General features: G+C 56.4%; 15 protein-coding genes. 5 read left to right on the plus strand and 10 right to left on the minus strand.

The genetic code is table 11. From position 1 onward, the window contains the following. Window positions 1-116 precede the first annotated feature (116 nt). Together seqA and pgm are read left to right on the plus strand one after the other, a co-directional pair. Window positions 117-671: a replication initiation negative regulator SeqA gene (gene seqA, locus AB1287_RS04800; protein ID WP_435617107.1), complete on the plus strand. Its 555-nt coding sequence runs from the start codon at window positions 117-119 to the stop codon at window positions 669-671. 24 nt (window positions 672-695) lie between these two features. Beyond that, window positions 696-2336 carry a phosphoglucomutase (alpha-D-glucose-1,6-bisphosphate-dependent) gene (pgm, locus tag AB1287_RS04805; protein ID WP_435617108.1) on the plus strand — a complete coding sequence of 547 codons (1641 nt, stop codon included), beginning with the start codon at window positions 696-698 and terminating at the stop codon, window positions 2334-2336. A gap of 137 nt (window positions 2337-2473) precedes the next feature. Here pgm and potE read toward each other — a convergent pair whose 3' ends face one another. The 9 genes from potE to kdpF form a co-directional block, all read right to left on the minus strand. Then, window positions 2474-3787, minus strand: a complete 1314-nt coding sequence (potE, locus tag AB1287_RS04810) for a putrescine-ornithine antiporter (protein WP_435617109.1) — start codon at window positions 3785-3787, stop codon at window positions 2474-2476. Further along, complete coding sequence (speF, locus tag AB1287_RS04815) at window positions 3784-5982, minus strand: ornithine decarboxylase SpeF (RefSeq protein WP_435617110.1); 2199 nt, start codon at window positions 5980-5982, stop codon at window positions 3784-3786. The genes potE and speF overlap by 4 nt, the downstream gene beginning before the upstream one ends. A gap of 255 nt (window positions 5983-6237) precedes the next feature. Continuing rightward, window positions 6238-6342 carry a leader peptide SpeFL gene (gene speFL / locus AB1287_RS04820; protein WP_116480921.1) on the minus strand — a complete coding sequence of 35 codons (105 nt, stop codon included), beginning with the start codon at window positions 6340-6342 and terminating at the stop codon, window positions 6238-6240. 306 nt (window positions 6343-6648) lie between these two features. Continuing rightward, on the minus strand, window positions 6649-7326 hold the full coding sequence (gene kdpE / locus AB1287_RS04825; protein WP_435617111.1) for a two-component system response regulator KdpE: 678 nt from the start codon (window positions 7324-7326) through the stop codon (window positions 6649-6651). After that, the gene (gene kdpD / locus AB1287_RS04830; protein WP_435617112.1) at window positions 7323-10010 is read right to left on the minus strand and encodes a two-component system sensor histidine kinase KdpD; all 2688 of its coding nucleotides are present in this window, start codon (window positions 10008-10010) and stop codon (window positions 7323-7325) included. Before kdpD ends, kdpE begins: the two co-directional genes overlap by 4 nt. 9 nt (window positions 10011-10019) lie before the next feature. Further along, entirely contained in the window at window positions 10020-10595 is a 576-nt protein-coding gene (kdpC, locus tag AB1287_RS04835; RefSeq protein ID WP_435617113.1) for a potassium-transporting ATPase subunit KdpC, read from the minus strand. A gap of 12 nt (window positions 10596-10607) precedes the next feature. Continuing rightward, window positions 10608-12656, minus strand: coding sequence for a potassium-transporting ATPase subunit KdpB (gene kdpB, locus AB1287_RS04840; RefSeq protein WP_435617114.1), 2049 nt, complete (start codon window positions 12654-12656; stop codon window positions 10608-10610). 20 nt (window positions 12657-12676) lie between these two features. Next, on the minus strand, window positions 12677-14356 hold the full coding sequence (gene kdpA, locus AB1287_RS04845; RefSeq protein ID WP_435617115.1) for a potassium-transporting ATPase subunit KdpA: 1680 nt from the start codon (window positions 14354-14356) through the stop codon (window positions 12677-12679). Next, window positions 14356-14445, minus strand: coding sequence for a K(+)-transporting ATPase subunit F (gene kdpF / locus AB1287_RS04850; RefSeq protein ID WP_110510103.1), 90 nt, complete (start codon window positions 14443-14445; stop codon window positions 14356-14358). The genes kdpA and kdpF overlap by 1 nt, the downstream gene beginning before the upstream one ends. 301 nt (window positions 14446-14746) lie before the next feature. Between kdpF and AB1287_RS04855 the strand changes: the two genes are divergently transcribed. From AB1287_RS04855 to phrB, 3 genes are all read left to right on the plus strand, one after another. Further along, on the plus strand, window positions 14747-14947 hold the full coding sequence (locus tag AB1287_RS04855) for a YbfA family protein (RefSeq protein WP_312629179.1): 201 nt from the start codon (window positions 14747-14749) through the stop codon (window positions 14945-14947). 548 nt (window positions 14948-15495) lie between these two features. Further along, window positions 15496-16452, plus strand: coding sequence for a YbgA family protein (locus AB1287_RS04860; protein WP_435617116.1), 957 nt, complete (start codon window positions 15496-15498; stop codon window positions 16450-16452). A gap of 9 nt (window positions 16453-16461) precedes the next feature. Further along, the gene (gene phrB, locus AB1287_RS04865) at window positions 16462-17916 is read left to right on the plus strand and encodes a deoxyribodipyrimidine photo-lyase (protein WP_435617117.1); all 1455 of its coding nucleotides are present in this window, start codon (window positions 16462-16464) and stop codon (window positions 17914-17916) included. Here the strand turns inward: phrB and dtpD are convergent. Continuing rightward, a complete protein-coding gene (gene dtpD / locus AB1287_RS04870; protein ID WP_435617118.1) occupies window positions 17871-19352 on the minus strand; it encodes a dipeptide permease DtpD in 1482 nt (493 codons plus the stop codon). The genes phrB and dtpD overlap by 46 nt on opposite strands. Window positions 19353-19411 lie beyond the last annotated feature (59 nt).

Below are 19411 nucleotides of genomic sequence, written 5' to 3' on the forward strand. Positions count from 1 at the left end.
CCCGGCTGCAACACTCAGTAGTCGTCTGAGTTTTTGCCGACACGCTATCCGCTGTTGGGTTTTGTCCCTATAATCCCAACGACTTGTATTCAGCAAAGAAATATCACTGGATTAAGATGAAAACGATCGAAGTTGATGACGAACTCTATGGCTTTATTGCCAGCCACACTAAGCACATTGGCGAGAGCGCATCCGACATTTTACGGCGCATGCTGAAAATTTCTGCCGTAGCCCAGAGTGCAGCCCCCGTTGTCAAAGAGACCCCGGCCCCGAGCGCTGCGCCGGTCGTTGCGGCGGCGGTGAAAAAAGCCTCTTCTCCGAAGGACAACGTCCGCGCCGTGCGTGAACTGCTCCTTTCTGATGAATACGCCGAGCAGAAAAAAGCGGTCAACCGCTTCCTGCTGGTGCTGACTACACTTTACTCCTTAGACAACAAAGCATTTGCCGAGGCCACAGAGTCGCTGCACGGGCGCACGCGCGTCTATTTCGCTTCCGATGAAGCGACGCTGCTGAAAAACGGCAACCAGACCAAGCCTAAGCAAGTGCCTGAAACCCCATACTGGGTGATCACCAATACCAATACCGGTCGTAAATGCAGCATGGTGGAGCACATCATGCAGTCAATGCAGTTCCCTGCGGAGCTGATTGAGAAGGTTTGCGGCACTATCTAACCCTTGCATAAGAAGGACCAGGCAATGGCAACTCATCCCCGTGCAGGCCAGCCTGCACAACAGAGTGATTTGATCAATGTCGCCCAGCTGACGTCTCAGTACTACGTGCTGAAGCCGGAAGTGGGTAACGCAGAACACGCGGTGAAATTCGGTACCTCCGGCCACCGTGGAAGTGCAGGTCGTCATAGCTTCAACGAACCGCATATTCTGGCGATTGCCCAGGCGATTGCGGAAGAGCGTGCCAAAAATGGCGTCACCGGACCGTGCTACGTAGGTAAGGATACCCACGCGCTGTCAGAGCCGGCGATCATTTCCGTACTGGAAGTGCTGGCGGCTAACGGTGTCGACGTGATCGTGCAGGAAAATAACGGCTACACGCCAACCCCTGCCATCTCTAACGCTATCCTGGTTCATAATAAGAAGGGCGGCGCGCAGGCGGACGGGATCGTTATCACGCCATCGCACAACCCACCGGAAGATGGCGGCATTAAATATAACCCGCCTAACGGTGGCCCGGCTGATACCAACGTGACCAAAGTGGTGGAAGACCGTGCCAACGCGCTGCTGGCCGATGGCCTGAAGGGCGTGAAGCGTCTCTCTCTGGATGCGGCTTATGCGTCCGGCCACATTAAAGAACAGGATCTGGTGCAGCCGTTCATTGAAGGGCTGGCGGATATCGTCGATATCAAAGCGATTCAGAAAGCCGGCCTGAAGCTGGGCGTTGATCCGCTGGGCGGTTCCGGGATTGAATACTGGAAGCGTATTGCTGAGTTCTACAAGCTCGATCTGACCATCGTTAACGATCACGTCGATCAGACCTTTCGCTTTATGCACCTCGATAAAGATGGCGCAATCCGCATGGACTGCTCCTCAGAGTGCGCGATGGCGGGCCTGCTGGCGCTGCGTGAAAAATTCGATCTGGCCTTCGCCAACGATCCGGATTATGACCGTCACGGCATTGTGACCCCCGCGGGTCTGATGAATCCAAACCACTATCTGGCCGTTGCCATCAACTACCTGTTCCAGCATCGTCCACAGTGGGGCCAGGACGTGGCCGTCGGCAAAACGCTGGTATCGTCTGCGATGATTGACCGCGTGGTGGAAGACCTGGGCCGCAAGCTGGTGGAAGTGCCAGTAGGTTTCAAATGGTTCGTTGACGGTCTGTTCGACGGCAGCTTCGGCTTCGGCGGCGAAGAGAGCGCGGGCGCGTCGTTCCTGCGCTTCGACGGCACGCCGTGGTCAACCGATAAAGACGGTATCATTATGTGCCTGCTGGCGGCTGAAATCACAGCCGTGACCGGCAAGAACCCGCAGCAGCATTACGACGAACTCGCTGATCGCTTCGGTGCGCCAAGCTACAACCGTTTACAGGCATCGGCAACCTCTGCGCAGAAAGCCGCGCTGTCAAAACTTTCCCCTGAAATGGTCAGCGCCGATACCCTGGCGGGTGACCCGATCACCGCTCGTCTTACGGCTGCGCCGGGCAACGGTGCCTCCATTGGCGGCCTGAAAGTGATGACCAAAAACGGCTGGTTTGCGGCGCGTCCTTCCGGTACGGAAGATGCGTACAAAATCTATTGCGAAAGCTTCCTCGGCGCGGAACACCGTAAGCTGATTGAGAAAGAAGCGGTAGAGATTGTCAGCGAAGTGCTGAAGAACGCCTGACGTTCAGCAATGAAACAGGCCCGGCCAGCGTTAGCGCTTCCGGGCCATTTTTTTATGCCGGGGGCAGTTCGTTTGCCCGGCCTGCAGAGTCATGCTGATTGGCAGGCCCGGTAAGCGCAAGCGCCACCGGGCATGTTTCAGCCGTGTTTATTGGTCAGCTCAAAACGAGGCGACACCAGCCCGTAGAGCGTCCAGCCCAGGAAGGTCACGATCGCGCCATACAGCATCGCTTCTTCACCTGACGAGTAGAGCGCATAGAAGCTGTACATCGCCCCAAGAAACGCCACCGCATTCGCTGCTTTCGCTTTACCCGGCGCGACCTCTGCCACTTTCTGAATAATAACCAGCGCCGCCATCGACAGAATATAAGGAATGATGTTGGTCACCACCGCCAGATTGACCAGCACGTTGAACTGGTTATTCAGCGACGGGCTAATGGTCATCAGCGACAGACCTGACTGGATGACGACAATCGCCAGCATCCCCTGAACCGGCGCTTCAGCGCGGGAGAGGCGAGAGAATATTTTCGGGAAGTAGCCTTCATCCGCCGAGGATTTGAACACCTGCGCGATGGTGAACTGCCAGCCAAGCAGAGAGCCGCAGCACGACATCACCATCAACCCCATGATGACTTTGCCCACTTCCGGGGTGAACATCTGCGCAAATGCCAGCCCGAATGGAGCAGTGGAGTTTGCCAGATCGCTGTTGGGCACAATCCCGGCGATAACGTTGGTGGAAACGATATAAATCACCGCTGCTCCGAGCGTGCCGCCGAGCACGGCAATCGGTACGTTGCGTTCCGGGTTTTCTACCACGTCGGTATTGGCACAGGCAGATTCCAGACCGAGAAACGCCCAGAGCGTCATTGCAATAGAAGAGCCTACTGCGCTAAAGAACGGAACGTGGTGCGGGTTCCAGGACTCAACGTAGAGCGTCGGGCTGAACCAGAACCAGCCAATGACGCAGAGGCCGACCACAGGAATGATCACACCCCATACGGTCACGCTGCTGATTTGGCCGGTGATGCGCGCACCGCCAAAGTTGGCAATGGTGCACAGCCACAGCACGCCAATAGTGGCGAGCCCAATCTGCAACGGGCTCAGCGTGACGCCGAACAGTTCGGTGCCGTAGCCCACGGCGGAAATGGCAATCGCCACGTTGGCAATCAGCAGCGACACGCCGTAGGTGTAGTTGGCCATAAAGTTGCCGGATTTGCCAAAAGCGTACTCCGCATAGCCGCCCATGCCGCCGGATTTACGGCTGAACATCCCGCATTTCGCGAAGGCCCATGCCAGCGCCGTGGAGCCTACCGCGGTCACCATCCAGGAGATGATCGAGATGGTGCCAACCTCGGCGAGCTTGGTCGGCAGCATGATTATCCCTGAGCCCATCATGTTAACCATGGTCAGGATGGTGAGCTGAACGACTCCCATCTTGTTAGATTTACTCATAATGTTTCCCCTTTCAGCAGCGGCTGGTGGGCGTTACGCGTTTTAATGACGTTGCACCATACCTGTTTGCGGCCATCCACTTCTGCGATGTAAACCCCTTGTAGCTCCGGTGCGAAGCCGGGCAGCAGATTGATGCCTTCCTCCAGAGCGGTGAAATAGCGCAGAACGGCACCACTCCAGATTTCACCCGGTACCACGCACAGCACACCCGGTGGATAAGGGAGCGCGCCTTCGGCAGCAATTCTTCCCTCCGCCTGCGGCAAAGAGACCAGTTCGACTTCACCGCGCAGGTAGGCGTAGTTAGCACTCTGAGGATCGATACTAACCTGTGGGAAATGCGCTTTGCGGAACATCTCTTTTTGCAGCTGCTTCACGTCATGCCGCGCGTAAAGCTGATGCATTTCCAGGCACAGCTGGCGCAGGCTGTACCCGGCGTAGCGCTGTTCGTGCTGCCGGTAAAGCGAAGGCAGCACTTCCTGAAGAGGGGCATCTTCATCGAGCAGTTTTTCAAAACGCACCAGCAGCGCAACCAGCTGCTGCAGCTTGGCCATGTCTTCGGCAGGCGTCAGCAGGAACAGAATGGAGTTGAGATCGCACTTCTCTGGGATCACGCCGTTTTCACGCAGGAAGTTGGCAAGTACGGTCGCCGGAACGCCGAAATCTTCATACTCGCCACTGGCGGTGTTGATGCCCGGCGTGGTCAGCAGCAGTTTGCACGGATCGACGAAATACTGATTCTCTGCATAGCCTTCAAATGCATGCCAGCGCTCGCCCGGAACGAAATGGAAGAAATGCAGGTTGTTAGCAATCTCTTCTGTCGGATAAGCGTGCCAGGGTTTGCCATCAACGACCGGCGGAACAAACGGGCGAAGATGATGACAGTTTTCAAGAATCAATTTACGGGCTTCAATGCCGTTGGTGACGCAATCCATCCACATGTTGCGCCCGCTCTGGCCTTCATGCATTTTAGCGTTAACGTCCAGGGCGGCAAACAGCGGATAGAACGGGCTGGTGGAGGCGTGCATCATAAAGGCGTTGTTCATCCTTTTATGCGGCACGTAGCGAGACTGACCCTTAATGTGGCTGTCTTTTTTGTGGATTTGCGAGGTTTGCGAGAAGCCAGCCTGCTGCTTATGCACGGACTGAGTCACCATGATCCCCGGATCGTTTTCATCCAGCTCCAGCAGAAGCGGCGAGCAGTCGGCCATCATTGGAATAAACTGCTCGTAGCCGACCCACGCTGAATCAAACAAAATGTAGTCGCACAGATGCCCAATCTTATCGACCACCTGGCGGGCGTTATAAATGGTGCCGTCGTAGGTGCCCAGCTGAATAACCGCCAGGCGGAACGGCCGGGCTTCACGGGCTCGCTGCGGGGCAACTTCGCTAATCAGCTCCCGCAGATAGCGCTCTTCAAAGCAGTGGGCGTCGATGCCGCCAATAAAGCCGTAGGGATTACGGGCGGTTTCCAGATACACCGGCGTGGCACCCGCCTGCAACAGCGCGCCGTGGTGGTTAGATTTGTGATTATTACGGTCAAACAGCACCAAATCACCTGGCGTCAGCAGCGCGTTAAGCACCACTTTGTTTGAGGAAGATGTCCCGTTGAGAACGAAGTACGTTTTATCGGCATTAAAGACTTTCGCCGCATGCTGCTGCGCCACGCACGGCGCGCCCTCGTGGATGAGAAGGTCGCCCATCGCCACGTCAGCGTTGCAGAGGTCTGAACGAAACAGCGTCTCGCCAAAGTACTCTACAAACTGGTTACCTGCCGGATGACGACGGAAAAATTCTCCGCCCTGATGCCCCGGACAGTCGAATGCGCTGTTGCCCTGGTTGACGTAGTCGACCAGCGCGCGGAAAAACGGCGGACGAAGTTGGGTTTCGTATTTGTTTGCTGCGGCTTCCAGCTGGCGGCCGTAGAATTCGCTACGAGCTTCATCGTGCTCAAAGACGCCATGAATGCGGGCCAGCGTTTCCGCAGGTACGATCTCTTCTTTATTAATGGCGATAAACACCGGCAGGTTATAGCCCGTCGCTGCAATATCGTCGAGTTTTCCCTCTGCAATATCGTTAAGGGATAATACCGCGGCGGCGACATCAATAAATTTAGTTCCGTGGGTGTCAATAATAGCGCGTGTGGTTGTGAAACAATCAGGGCAGGAAGCGCTGACGGCAATTTTTAATTCAGACATTTTTCATCTCTTTAATTTCAGGAAATAGCAGGCCCTCAGCTTCCGGGAAAGGAAACTGAATGCTCCGGTGAATAAGCCATAGCTGTCCGCTGATAATAAAATCAGGGCAGGACATATTCGGATAATATAAATCCCTCCGGCCCGGTTGCCGGAAATGCAGGGTTTATCAGGGTGAGCGCAGCGAGCGGCAGGAAAAAGCCTGTCGGTTCAGGGAGTCAGGAAAGACCTGTATGCTGAGCGCCCGACGTCAGAAGACTATCGGGCGTTAAAGAAGTGAAAGTCGAAGCTATTGCGGTGGGCAAACATCATAATATGCGTTGTTCGCCGGATGTGCGGCATAATTCGGTTATTGTTTTCCATAATAAATACCTTCATAAATGTGTGAAAGCGCAGGTAGTTTATCTGCAAACGAAAAGGATTCTGTGAAGGCGATCACCATTAAGTGAATAAAGCGGCAAGATATGCTGCTATTATCGGATGTTGTTGGGATTAAATGCTGATTTGTTTATTTGTTGTAAATGGATTGTGTGTGTTTTATTCGTGAATATAATTTACGACGGAAATAATATCCAAATGGCGGAGTGAATCAGAGGGGGAATAAAGTTAGATGAGCGAATTGATACCGTGAATAACTATTCACGGTATCAGATAAAATAAGCAGAAAAATTAAAGCATAAACCGGTACCCAATCCCGGTTTCAGTGAGAAGATGCTTTGGCCTTGCCGGGTCGGCCTCCAGCTTCTGGCGTAAATGCCCCATATATATCCGCAGATAGTGGCTGTGCTCCACGGCGTTTGGGCCCCAGACCTGGCTCAGCAGCTGGCGCTGGGTGAGCACTTTTCCGTGGTTGTTCAGCAGCACTGCCAGCAGGCGAAATTCGATGGGCGTCAGGTGAATCTCTTCGCTGCCCCGCACTATGCGGCGATTAACCAGATCGACCTGAATATCAGCAAATGCAATCTCCGGCTGCTGCTGTTCCGCGCTGCCGTGGCGGCGCAGAGCGACGCGCAGTCGGGCCTGCAATTCGCCAATGCCGAACGGTTTACTGAGGTAGTCATCAGCGCCGGCATCCAGCGCGGTGATTTTATCGGTTTCTTCAGCGCGGGCGGAAAGGACAATGACCGGCACCTGGCTCCACTGGCGAAAATCACGGATGAACTCGATGCCGTCGCCGTCCGGTAAGCCTAAATCCAGAATGACCAGGTCCGGCTTGCGCGTGGCGGCTTCCAGCAGGCCACGTTGCAGCGTTTCCGCCTCAAAAACCCGCAGGCCGTCGCCCTCCAGCGCGCTGCGCAGAAAGCGACGAATAGCCTGTTCATCTTCAACGATCAGTACGTTAATCACAGTTCCTCGGGAAGTTCATCCAGTTCCGGGGGCGCGTCCAGTGGCAGCGTGATGACAAAGCTTGCCCCGCCTTCCGGGCGATTATGTGCGCTCAGCTCGCCGCCGTGCACGTCGACGATAGCCTGACAAATCGCCAGTCCGAGCCCGACGCCCGGAATGGCCGACTCTTTGTGGCCTCTGGAGAATTTAGCAAAGATTGCCTGTTCCTGACCAGCGGGGATGCCAGGGCCGGAATCCCAGACCTCAAGCTGCAACAGTGCCGGTTGAGCCTTTGCGGAAATGCCGATGGTGGCGGAAGGGCCGGCATACTTCACCGCATTTTCCAGCAGATTGATCAGCACGCGTTCAAACAGGGAGCCGTCAACGTGAATCAGGGTGAGCGGGTTGCCAAGCGCCAGCTCGATATGACGACCGCCAAGCCCCATCTCGAGGGTACGGATAGCGCTGCCGACGACTTCCTCCAGCGTGAGCCACTCCCGGCGCAGATTGAAGCCGCCGGACTGAATACGCGCCATATCCAGCAGGTTATTCACCAGGCGGGTAGTGTTGAGCACGTGCTGGCGAATTTCATTGGCCTGGGGTGCGTGCTTTGAACCTTCCGTCGCCAGGTCGAGAGTCAGTATTTCTGCCTGGCCGAACAGAACGGTCAGCGGCGTGCGCAGGTCGTGAGAAAGTGCCGCCAGCAGGGAGTTGCGGAGGCTTTCCCGTTCACTCGCCAGGCGGGATTGTTCTTCACTGGCGGTCAGCGCGAGACGCTCTAGGGCGCTGGCGACCAGCAGCGTACAGGTTTCCAGCAGGCGCTGCTGTTCGGGGATCATCAGCTGGCGCAGGTTGCCCGGTTCCACCACCACCACGCCGTGCGTTTTTTCCGCTGTTTTTAGCGGCAGGATCAGGTAAGGCACGCCAGGCAGTGTGTCGGTGCCTGCACCCGCGGGCTGGCCTTTGTCGAAGCTCCAGCGGGCAATGGCTTCATCCCATGGCGTGATGCCGTCGCCGTCGGTCAGGCCGTGAAGATGGCCTTCAGCATTGGGCAACAGGACCTGGCTACGGGCATGAAAGGTGGAATGAATAAATTGTTCGCTGGTGCGGGCGATATCCAGCTGCGTACGCCCGGTTGCCAGCGCCTTCGACATCTCATACAGATGCCGAGTGCGCTGTTCCCGATAGCGTGCCACGCGGGCCTGGTAGCGTACTCCGGCGGTCAGATTACCGATCACCAGCCCGACGGTCAGCATCACGCCGAAGGTCAGGATGTACTGCACGTCGGACACGGCGAGCGTGCCGCGTGGGGCGACAAAGAACAGATCAAAGCTGATGACGTTGAGAATGGTCGCCAGCACAGACGGCCAGCGTCCGTAAAACAGCGCCACGATAACCACGCCCAGCAGGTAGATCATCACCAGGTTAGCGGCTTCAAACGCCATCATGAAATGGCTGGCGAACAGGGTGATGAAAGCACAGAGCGCTACGGCAACGACGCAGCCGCGAAGCTGTACGCGCCAACGGTCTAACCACGGACGGCTGTCCGTGCTGCGGGCAGTGTTGCCGGTTGCATTCTCTTCCAGCGCGACGATCACCAGATCGAGATCCGGGGCGCGGCGGGCGAGCCTGTCGGCAAAGGATTCACGACTCCACCAGCGGCGCTGGCTGCGGCGGCCAATAATGATTTTGCCGAGGTTGTGTTCGCGGGCATAGCGCAGAATGGCTTTGTCTTCTGCCGGGTCGGAGAGAGTGGCGGTTTCTGCGCCTAATTCCTGAGCCAGACGTAAAGCCGACAGAATATTGCGCCGTTGGTTTTCAGGCAAACGGTGAAGACCGGGCGTTTCGACATACACTGCGTGCCAGGCCGTGCCAAACTTGGCGGCCAGACGCGCAGCGGTGCGAACCAGTTTTTCATTCCCGCCGCTATGCCCGACGCACAGCAGAATGGCATCGCGGGTATGCCAGACTTTTTCCTCGCCCTGCCTGTCGCGCCAGGCGCGCATCTGATTGTCCACGCGGTCAGCTGTCCGTCTCAGCGCCAGTTCACGCAGGGCGATCAGGTTGCCTTTACGGAAGAAGTGCTCAATCGCCCGTTCGGCCTGACCTGCGATGTACACCTTGCCTTCATGGAGGCGCTGACGCAGATCATCCGGCGGCAGGTCGACCAGCACGACTTCGTCGGCAGAATCGAAAAAGGGATCGGGAACGGTTTCACGCACCTTAATACCGGTGACGCCGCTCACCACGTCATTCAGGCTTTCGAGATGCTGAACGTTAACGGTGGTGAACACGTCGATCCCGGCTTCGAGCAGTTCGTCCACGTCCTGCCAGCGTTTGGGATGACGCGAGCCTGGCGCATTGGTATGAGCCAGCTCGTCCATCAGAATTAAGGCAGGTCGACGGGCGAGGGCGGCATCAAGATCGAACTCTTCTATCTGCCTGCCGCGAGAGTGAATGCGTTTTCGCGGTTGGGTGGCGAGGCCGTTAAGCTGGGCGGCGGTTTCTTGCCGACCGTGGGTTTCCACCACGCCAACCAGGATATCGAGCCCCTGCGCCCGCAAGCGCTGCGCCTCGCTGAGCATAGCGTAGGTTTTCCCGACGCCCGCGCAGGCGCCGAAAAAGACTTTCAGTTTACCCCGATGCCAGCCGGCAGATTGCTCCAGCAGGCGGTCGGGGTCCGGGCGCAAGGGCTCGTCGGTCATGCTCAATCCTTAGGGTTGATTCAGGCCATCCAGCGCCATATTCAGTTCAACAATGTTCACCACAGGCTGACCGATAAAGTTTACCAGCGGCTGCTGCGTGCGCTCTTCGACCAGCTTCGTCAGCGCTTCGACGGAGAGGTTTCGTGCCTTCGCTACGCGCGGGATTTGCCAGATGACGGCCTGCGGCGTCAGGCTGTAATCCAGCCCGCTCGCGGAGGTTGTTACCAGCTCGACGGGTACTTTTGCGTCAGCCTGCGGATTCTCCTCACGCAGCTGCGCCACGCGTGCGGCCACCGCTTTATCCAGCTCGGGATTGCTGCCCGCCAGATTGCTGCCGCCGGACGCTTCTGGATTATAGGGGCTATTGGCGGTGGCGGAAGGGCGGCCGTGAAAATAACCTGGGGCAGAAAACGGCTGACCAATCAGGCGCGAACCGCGTATCTCATTACTCTGCAAAATCAGTGAGCCATTCGCCTGGTCGTGAAACCACCATTGTCCGAGCGCCGTCGTCAATAGCGGATAAACGCCGCCGGTTATCAGGGTCAGAAAGATCAGCACGACCAGAGCAGGGCGTAAAGTTGCCATGTTTATTTCCTCTTAAACCAGACCGAACAGCGTCAGCAGAAGGTCAATCACTTTAATGCCGATGAACGGCACCAGCAGGCCACCGAGGCCATAAATCCACAGGTTGCGACGCAGCATTGCCGCTGCCGACAGCGGTTTATAGCTCACGCCCTTCAGCGCCAGCGGGATCAGAAACACGATGATCAGGGCATTGAAGATCACCGCGCTCAGGATGGCCGAGGCGGGGGAGTGCAGATGCATCACGTTCAGCGCATTGAGCTGTGGATAGGTGGCAGCAAAGGCTGCCGGGATAATGGCGAAATACTTCGCCACGTCGTTGGAAATACTGAAGGTGGTCAGCGAGCCGCGGGTCATCAGCATCTGTTTGCCAATATGCACCACCTCAATCAGCTTGGTCGGGTTGGAGTCGAGGTCGACCATATTCCCCGCTTCCTTCGCGGCCTGCGTACCCGAGTTCATTGCGACCGCCACGTCGGCCTGCGCCAGCGCGGGCGCATCGTTGGTGCCGTCACCGGTCATCGCCACCAGGCGACCTTCAGCCTGATACTGACGGATAAGCGCCAGCTTGGCTTCCGGCGTGGCTTCCGCAAGGAAATCATCCACGCCCGCTTCGGCGGCAATGGCGGCGGCGGTCAGGCGGTTGTCACCGGTGATCATGACCGTTTTGATGCCCATCTTGCGCAACTGGGCGAAGCGCTCTTTGATACCGCCTTTGACGATATCCTTCAGGGCAATGACGCCCAGCACCGTTGCACCTTCAACCACGACAAGCGGCGTTCCGCCCAGGCGTGCTACGCTTTCGACCAGCGCATCTACCGGCGCAGGGAAGTGGCCGTTATTGGCCTCTACGTGGCGACGAATCGCATCGACAGAACCTTTACGGATTGAACGATCGTGAATGTTGATGCCGCTCATGCGAGTCTGGGCGGTGAACGGTACGAACGTCGCCTGCAGCTCCTGAACGTCGCGAACGCGGAGGTTGAAACGCTGCTTGGCCAGAATCACAATGCTGCGGCCTTCCGGCGTTTCATCCGCCAGTGACGCCAGCTGGGCGGCATCTGCCAGCGTTTTCTCATCCACGCCAGGGGCAGGTAAAAACTCAGATGCCTGACGGTTGCCGAGGGTGATGGTGCCGGTTTTATCGAGCAGCAGCACGTCGATATCGCCCGCCGCTTCCACGGCGCGTCCGCTGGTGGCAATCACGTTGGCACCGAGCATCCGGCTCATCCCGGCCACGCCGATGGCGGACAGCAGGCCGCCAATGGTGGTCGGGATCAGGCATACCAGCAGCGCCACCAGTACCGTAACGCTGACCGCTGCGCCGCCATAGGCGGAGAATGGCCACAGCGTAGCGGTTGCCAGCAGGAACACGATGGTCAGCGCGACCAGCAGAATGGTCAGGGCGATTTCGTTGGGGGTTTTACGACGCTGTGCGCCTTCCACCATCGCAATCATCCTGTCGAGGAAGGTTTCGCCCGGGTTGACGCTGCACTGGATAACCAGCCAGTCGGAGAGAATGCGCGTCCCGCCGGTGACCGAGGCGAAATCACCGCCGGATTCGCGAATAACCGGGGCGGACTCCCCGGTGATCGCGCTTTCGTCTACGGAAGCACCGCCTTCAATCACTTCGCCGTCGCAAGGGATAATATCGCCTGCTTCCACCAGGACGATGTCGCCCTTGCGCAGATCGTCAGCCGGAATATGATCCACCTGCGCCCCGTATTTGGGCTCGCGCAGCTTGCGGGCGAAGGAGGTTTTCTGGATCCCTTTCAGGCTGTTGGCCTGAGCCTTACTGCGACCTTCCGCCAGCGCTTCGGCAAAGTTGGCGAACAGCACGGTAAACCAAAGCCAGACGCTGATTGCGGCAGTGAAGCCCGCGCTGCCGGGCAGTTTCCCTATCGCCATCGCCACGGCGAGCAGGGTGGTCAGCACGCTGCCCAGCCAGACGATAAACATCACCGGGTTGTGCCACTGAACGGCTGGACTCAGTTTTTTCACGGCATCCAGCAGGGCCGGGCGAACCAGGGCCGGTTCAAAAATTGCCGTTTGCTTGCGACTCATAAAACGTGTCTCCAGCGTGCTTATAAAGAAGAGAGATGTTCTGCGACCGGGCCTAGCGCCAGGGCAGGAATAAAGGTCAGGGCGCCGACTAAAATCACGGTGCCAATCAGCAGGCCGACGAACAGCGGGCCACAGGTCGGCAGCGTGCCGGGGCTGGCGGGCTGAATTTTCTTGCTGACTAATGAACCGGCAATCGCCATAACCGGAATAATTACGCCAAAGCGGCCAACGAACATGCAGAACGCCAGCAGGCAGTTCCAGAACGGCGTGTTAGCACTCAGGCCCGCAAAGGCGCTGCCGTTGTTGTTGGCGGCAGACGAGACGGCGTAAAGCACTTCGCTAAAGCCGTGAATACCCGGGTTGAACATCCCGGCGCGTCCGGCTTCGGTCATCATGGCGAGCGCCGTGCCGAGCAGCACCAGGGCTGGGGTGATGAGGATCGCCAGCGCCGTCATTTTCATTTCACGCACATCGATTTTTTTACCGAGATATTCCGGCGTACGGCCAATCATCAGCCCGGCGATAAACACCGCCAGCAGAACGAACAGCAGCATGCCGTACAGCCCTGAACCCACGCCGCCGAACACGACTTCACCAATCTGCATCAGCCACATCGGCACCATTCCACCGAGGGCGGTGAAGGAGTCGTGCATTGCGTTAACCGCACCGCAGGAGGCTGCCGTGGTGATGACTGCAAACAGGCTGCTTTGCAGGATGCCGAAACGGCTCTCTTTGCCCTCCATATTGGCCGCGCTGTCAGCGCCCAGGCTCAGGAAATGCGGGTTGCCTTTGAGCTCAGCCCACATCACCACCACCACGCAAACCACAAAAATTACCGACATCGCCCACAAAATGGCGCGGCCCTGACGTTTGTCGTTCACCGCCTCACCGAAGGCGAAACAGAGCGCCGCGGGGATGAGGAAAATCGCCAGCATTTGCACGGCGTTGGTTAAGGCAGTCGGGTTTTCAAACGGATGGCTGGAGTTGGCGTTAAAGAAACCGCCGCCGTTGGTGCCGAGCATTTTGATCGCTTCCTGAGAGGCGACAGGCCCCATCGGCAGCAACCCTTTCGCGCCCTCAAGTGAGGTGAAATGCTGATACGGCAGGAGGTTTTGCAATGTGCCCTGCTGGATCATAAACAGCGCAATCAGTAAGGAAAGCGGCAGCAGGATCCACAGCGTCACGCGGACGATGTCCATCCAGGCGTTGCCGAGTTTGTCGGTGCTGTGGCGGGCGAATCCGCGGATCAAGGCGAACACGACGGCGATCCCGGTAGCAGCTGAGAGGAAGTTCTGCGCCGCAAGTCCGCTCATCTGGCTGAAGTAGCTCAGGGTGCTTTCGCCGCTGTAGGCCTGCCAGTTGGTATTTGAAACAAAGCTGATGGCCGTGTTCATCGCCAGATCCCACGACAGACCGGGGAGTTTCTGCGGATTTAGCGGAAGCGAACCTTGCAACATTAGCATCGCAAACAGCAGGAAGAAGCCTGCAATGTTGAGCCACAAAATGGCAACCAGGTACTGCCGCCAGTTCATCTCTTGCGAAGAGACGCCCAGTATCCGCCAGAGGCCTTTTTCAACGGTGACGGTGCCAGGAAGAGAGGTGTTAGCGATAAGCATCGCCAGAAGCGAGCCCAGTGGTTTTGCCAGAAGGAAAAGCACCAGTAAAAAACTGGCTATCAGTAAAAAAGCCTGCGCAGCCATCAGAAAGCCTCCGCATTGATCAGGGCATAAACCAGATAGCCCAGTAACAGGAAAACCAGCACGATGCCGGTTAGCACGCCTGCACTCACAGTCCACCTCCAGGTGTTTAATGATGTGCAGCAACGGTAGGTTTTTCGATGCAAAGATTTCGCAAAAAACGAAAGGCGGAGTGTAAAAAAAATATAAAAATGGGTTAAAGCCATTAATTAACTAATGGTTAGTATTAATTTAACTTTTATGTAACCAAATTACGATTAAGAGTGTAAATAAGCACTAAACGGCCTAAAAAAAGTGGTCGGATGAGTAGTAAAATTACACGCAGAACGGTATTCTTTTAAGCAGATCACATTTACCGGCCTCGATTGCCGGCCATGAAAGGGGAGAGAGATTATGTACAAAGAGTTTCCTGCACATGTTGTATTGATGCGTCGAGCTTTCGCCGTTGTGGCGGGCATTGTGGCACTGCCAGTGATGCTGTTCTGGAAAGATCGCGGGCGTTTTTACAGCTACCTGCACCGCGTCTGGTCGAAAACCAGTGAAAAACCGGTGTGGATGGATCAGGCAGAGAAAGCGACCTGCGATTTCTACTAAGCCAGAAGCCGATTTCTGAACATAAAAAAACCGCCAACGTTAAACGTGGCGGTTTTTTTATGCCCTCAGGATTCGCGGTCCGTTGGGAATACTTTTAGTTCCTACCCTGGAGGTTCGATTTTGGGCTTCTTTGAAAAGCTCGTCAAGGCATGCCATCTTGATATATTCCTAAACTACCTTGTCCAGCCTTATCTGTGGTGGGAAAAGCATTATGATAGCGATGGCCCTTCCCGCTGTCTCGCAAACAGGCACCGGTTTCAGGGAAGGTGTTTTTGTGACCGCAAAGTTCCTACCCGGGAACTTGTATTCACCGGATTGTCACCGGTGGTAATGCGGTGAAGCGGCCCTTTGCAAGGACCGCATGATGAAACGCTATCTTTGCGTAGTGTTCATTGTTACTGGCACGTTGATGCTCACGGCAGACCAACAACTCGTTCAGGTTGTGTCGTCAGATTACGCGCTGGTCAAGTATCTTCCAGGCCGCCTCGTGCGGCCTTTTTTACATTCTGGCGTCTACACTTTATCTATATGCCTGAAAGGAGTGTTGTATGAGTGAGAAGATCCCGGTAGGCATCAGCGCCTGTTTATTGGGCGAGAAGGTTCGTTTCGATGGCGGCCACAAGCGCCTGAATTTTGCCGTGGACGAACTGAGCCCGTGGGTGACGTTTGAACCGGTGTGTCCGGAAATGGCCATTGGGCTACCGGTTCCCCGGCCAGCGTTGCGGCTGGTCAAGGATGAGCATGCTGAAATGCATCTCTTATTCAGCGACGGGCGCGAAGGTGATCTGACCGCGGCAATGAGCGACTTTACCCGTAAACGTATCGCTCGTTTCGAAAACCTGTGCGGCTACATCGTCTGTAAAAATTCCCCCAGTTGCGGAATGGAGCGCGTTCGGGTCTACGACGCAGACGGAAAAAACAACCGTAAAGCGGGCCGTGGGCTGTATACCGAAATGCTGATGCAGACCTTTCCGTGGCTGCCGGTGGAAGAAGACGGACGATTGCAGGATCCTCTGCTTCGCGAGAACTTTGTGGAACGCATTTATGCATTGCATGAACTTAACGCGCTTCGCGAACGCGGGCTGACGCGCGGCGAACTGATGGCTTTTCACAGTCGCTATAAGCTCCTGCTGCTGGCGCATTCGCAGCCGCTCTACCGGGAGCTGGGCCGTTTTGTGGCGGGAATAGCTGAGTGGTCGTCGATGGATGAGTGGTTTATTGAATATCGTCAGCGCCTGATGACCCTGATGGCGCACCCGGCAACCCGACGAAATCACACTAACGTTCTGATGCACGTGCAGGGCTATTTCCGCAAACAGCTCAACAGCCGACAGCGGCAGGAGCTGGCGAACCTTATCGACAAATACCGGCAGGGTACTCAGCCTTTGCTTGCGCCCGTCACGCTGTTAAAACACTATATGGCTGAATTTCCTGATGCTTATCTGGCCGGTCAGCGCTACTTCGACCCGTGGCCTGAGGCCTTGCGTTTACGTTACGGACATTAACGGAGAATTATGCCCACCCATCTGGTCTGGTTTCGCGCCGATTTGCGCCTGCATGACAATCTGGCGCTGGCTGCCGCCTGTCGCCACCCGCACGCAAAAGTTATCGCCCTGTTTGTCGCCACGCCGAAGCAGTGGGCTGAGCATGAGATGGCTCCCCGGCAGGCAGCATTTTTACAGGCGCATCTCAACGCCCTACAAAGCCAGCTGGCGCTTAAAAATATTCCGCTGATCTGTCGCGAGGCGGAGGACTTTGCGGCATCGGTTGATGAAGTGAAAAAGGTGTGTGACGAGCATCAGGTCAGCCAGCTTTTTTACAACTATCAGTATGAAATCAATGAGCGTAAACGCGATGCGCTGCTGGAGAAAACGCTGGATACCGTGACGTGCCAGGGCTTTGATGACAGCGTGATGCTTGCACCTGGCAGCGTGATCACCGGCAATCATCAGATGTACAAAGTGTTTACGCCCTTTAAAAATGCGTATCTCCGTCGACTGAAAGAGGGGTTGCCGGAATGCGTTGCGGCTCCTGCACCACGTGAGGAGAAGTCAGTTGAACCGGTGGATATCAGGCTTAATTATCCTCAGGTTCCGTTTGATACGAGTCTGTTTGCCGCTGATGAAAAACAGGCCATCGCCAGACTGAGGCATTTTTGCCAGCAGCAGGCCGCTGAGTATGAAGAGAAAAGAGATTTTCCGGCGATTGAAGGCACCAGTCGTTTGTCCGCGTGCCTGACGCTCGGCGTGCTCTCGCCGCGTCAGTGTCTGCACCGCTTGCTTGCCGAATGTCCTCAGGCGCTGGAAGGCGGTCCGGGCGCCGTATGGCTTAACGAACTTATCTGGCGCGAATTTTACCGCCATCTGATGACGTTCCATCCTGAGCTTTGTCGCCACAGGCCGTTTATCGCCTGGACCGACAACGTCGCCTGGAACCCGGATAAAAAGGCGTTGATCGCCTGGCAGCAGGGGAAAACGGGTTATCCGATAGTGGATGCGGCAATGCGTCAGCTCCACGAAACGGGCTGGATGCATAACCGCCTGCGGATGATCGTCGCCAGCTTCCTGGTGAAGGATTTGCTTATCGACTGGCGGGAAGGGGAGCGCTGGTTTATGTCACAGCTCATTGATGGCGATCTGGCGGCAAACAACGGCGGCTGGCAGTGGGCGGCGTCAACGGGCACCGATGCTGCGCCATACTTCAGGATCTTCAACCCAACGACCCAGGGTGAACGCTTCGATAAAGATGGAGAGTTTATTCGCCAGTGGCTGCCTGAACTGAAAGCTGTACCGGATAAAGCGATTCACGAACCGTGGAAATGGGCGGAAAAAGAGAGCGTTCAGCTGGATTATCCGCGCCCGATGGTGGATCACAAACAGGCGCGACAGGAAACGCTGGCGGCCTATGAGGCCGCCAGAAAAGCTCAGGACTCCAGCGCCAGACGGCGGGAGCGGACTTTCATCGCATGACCCAGCCAGATAATCAGCACAGCGGCAACGCAGGCAAGCGCTCCCCAGGTTATCTGGCTGAACACTTCGATATAGGCATTGATGGAGTAGTTGATGGCACCAGCCGCATCGAACGCGCTTTGCGAAGTTTGATCCGCAATCACCCCCGCCACATAGTTAGCAATGGCCCCGGACAGCAGCATATAGATCCCCATCAGCACGCCGGTGACGCCCGGAATTTCAATTCGCGTAATTTGCGCCATCGCCACCGGATCGATAAACAGCTCAGCAAAGCCCATCACCGCCATGCCAATGATCATCAGCGGCATAGAGGAGTGGCCGTAGGACTCAGACCAGCGTGCGCTGAGCGTCAGAATACAGAAGCCTGCGCTCATCAGGCCGAGGCCTAAAGCGTATTTCCCCCAGATGCGCACGGCGCGGTTGCCCGTTACCGACTCCTTCACCACCCAGGCGAGGAACACGCCACACATCATCACCGCAAAGCCGTTAACCGACTGGAACATCGCCGTCGGGACTTCGTAGCCGAGAATAGTGCGATTCACGAAGCGGTCAATGTAAAGGCTGATGGAGCTGCCGCCCTGCTGCGCGAAGGCCCAGAACAACAGGCTGAAGAACGTCAGTACTACAATCAGGCCCAGCTCTTTACGCTGCTTCTGGTTCTCGGCTTTCTTATAGATTTTGCCGAGCATCGCCAGGCCAATCACGGTCGCCACAATCAGCGCATACAGGGACCACTCTTTCCAGAACAGCACAGCAATAATGACTGGTGATACAACCAGCAGCGCCAGCAGCCAGCCCCAGACGGGAACGGCCATTTTTTTGCTTTTCAGCACCGCTTTGTTGACGCCCACGGTATGGCTGAAGTGGCGATTGCCGCAGAGGAAAATCACCAGGCCCGCAAGCATGCCGATGGCCGCCAGCGCGAAGCCCATTGCCCAGCTGTACTCTTCCTGCACGTAGCCGCAGGCAATAGGCGCGATGATGGAACCGACGTTACCTGCTGCATACAGCAGTGAGAAACCACCGTCACGGCGCGGATCGGTTGGCTCATACAGTTCGCCAAGCAGGCAACTGACGTTTGATTTAAACAAACCGTAGCCGCAAACGATAATCGCCAGTGACAGATAAAGGAACAGCGAGGAGATCTCACTGGCGCCCAGCACCAGATGCCCCACGGCCATCAGAAACGCGCCAATCATCACCGCCATGCGGTTGCCGAGGACCTTATCCGCCAGCCAGCCGCCGAGAATAGGCGTCACATACACCAGTGAACAGTAGGCGCTGAAGAGCGCATAGGCATGATTGTCGTTGTATTTCAGCTGGTTGGTGAGATACAGGATCAGCAGCGCGCGCATCCCGTAAAAGCTAAAGTATTCCCAGATTTGCAGTGCGACCACGTAGTAGATAGCGCGTGGTTGTGACGATGGTGTCTTCATGTTGCTCTCAGTCTTGCCAGAAGTGCAGAAGATAATCATTCCGCATTATTCGTTTCTTA

Origin of the sequence: Scandinavium sp. UTDF21-P1B, assembly GCF_040750395.1 — a bacterium.
In the GTDB taxonomy this organism is placed as follows: Bacteria; Pseudomonadota; Gammaproteobacteria; order Enterobacterales; family Enterobacteriaceae; genus Scandinavium.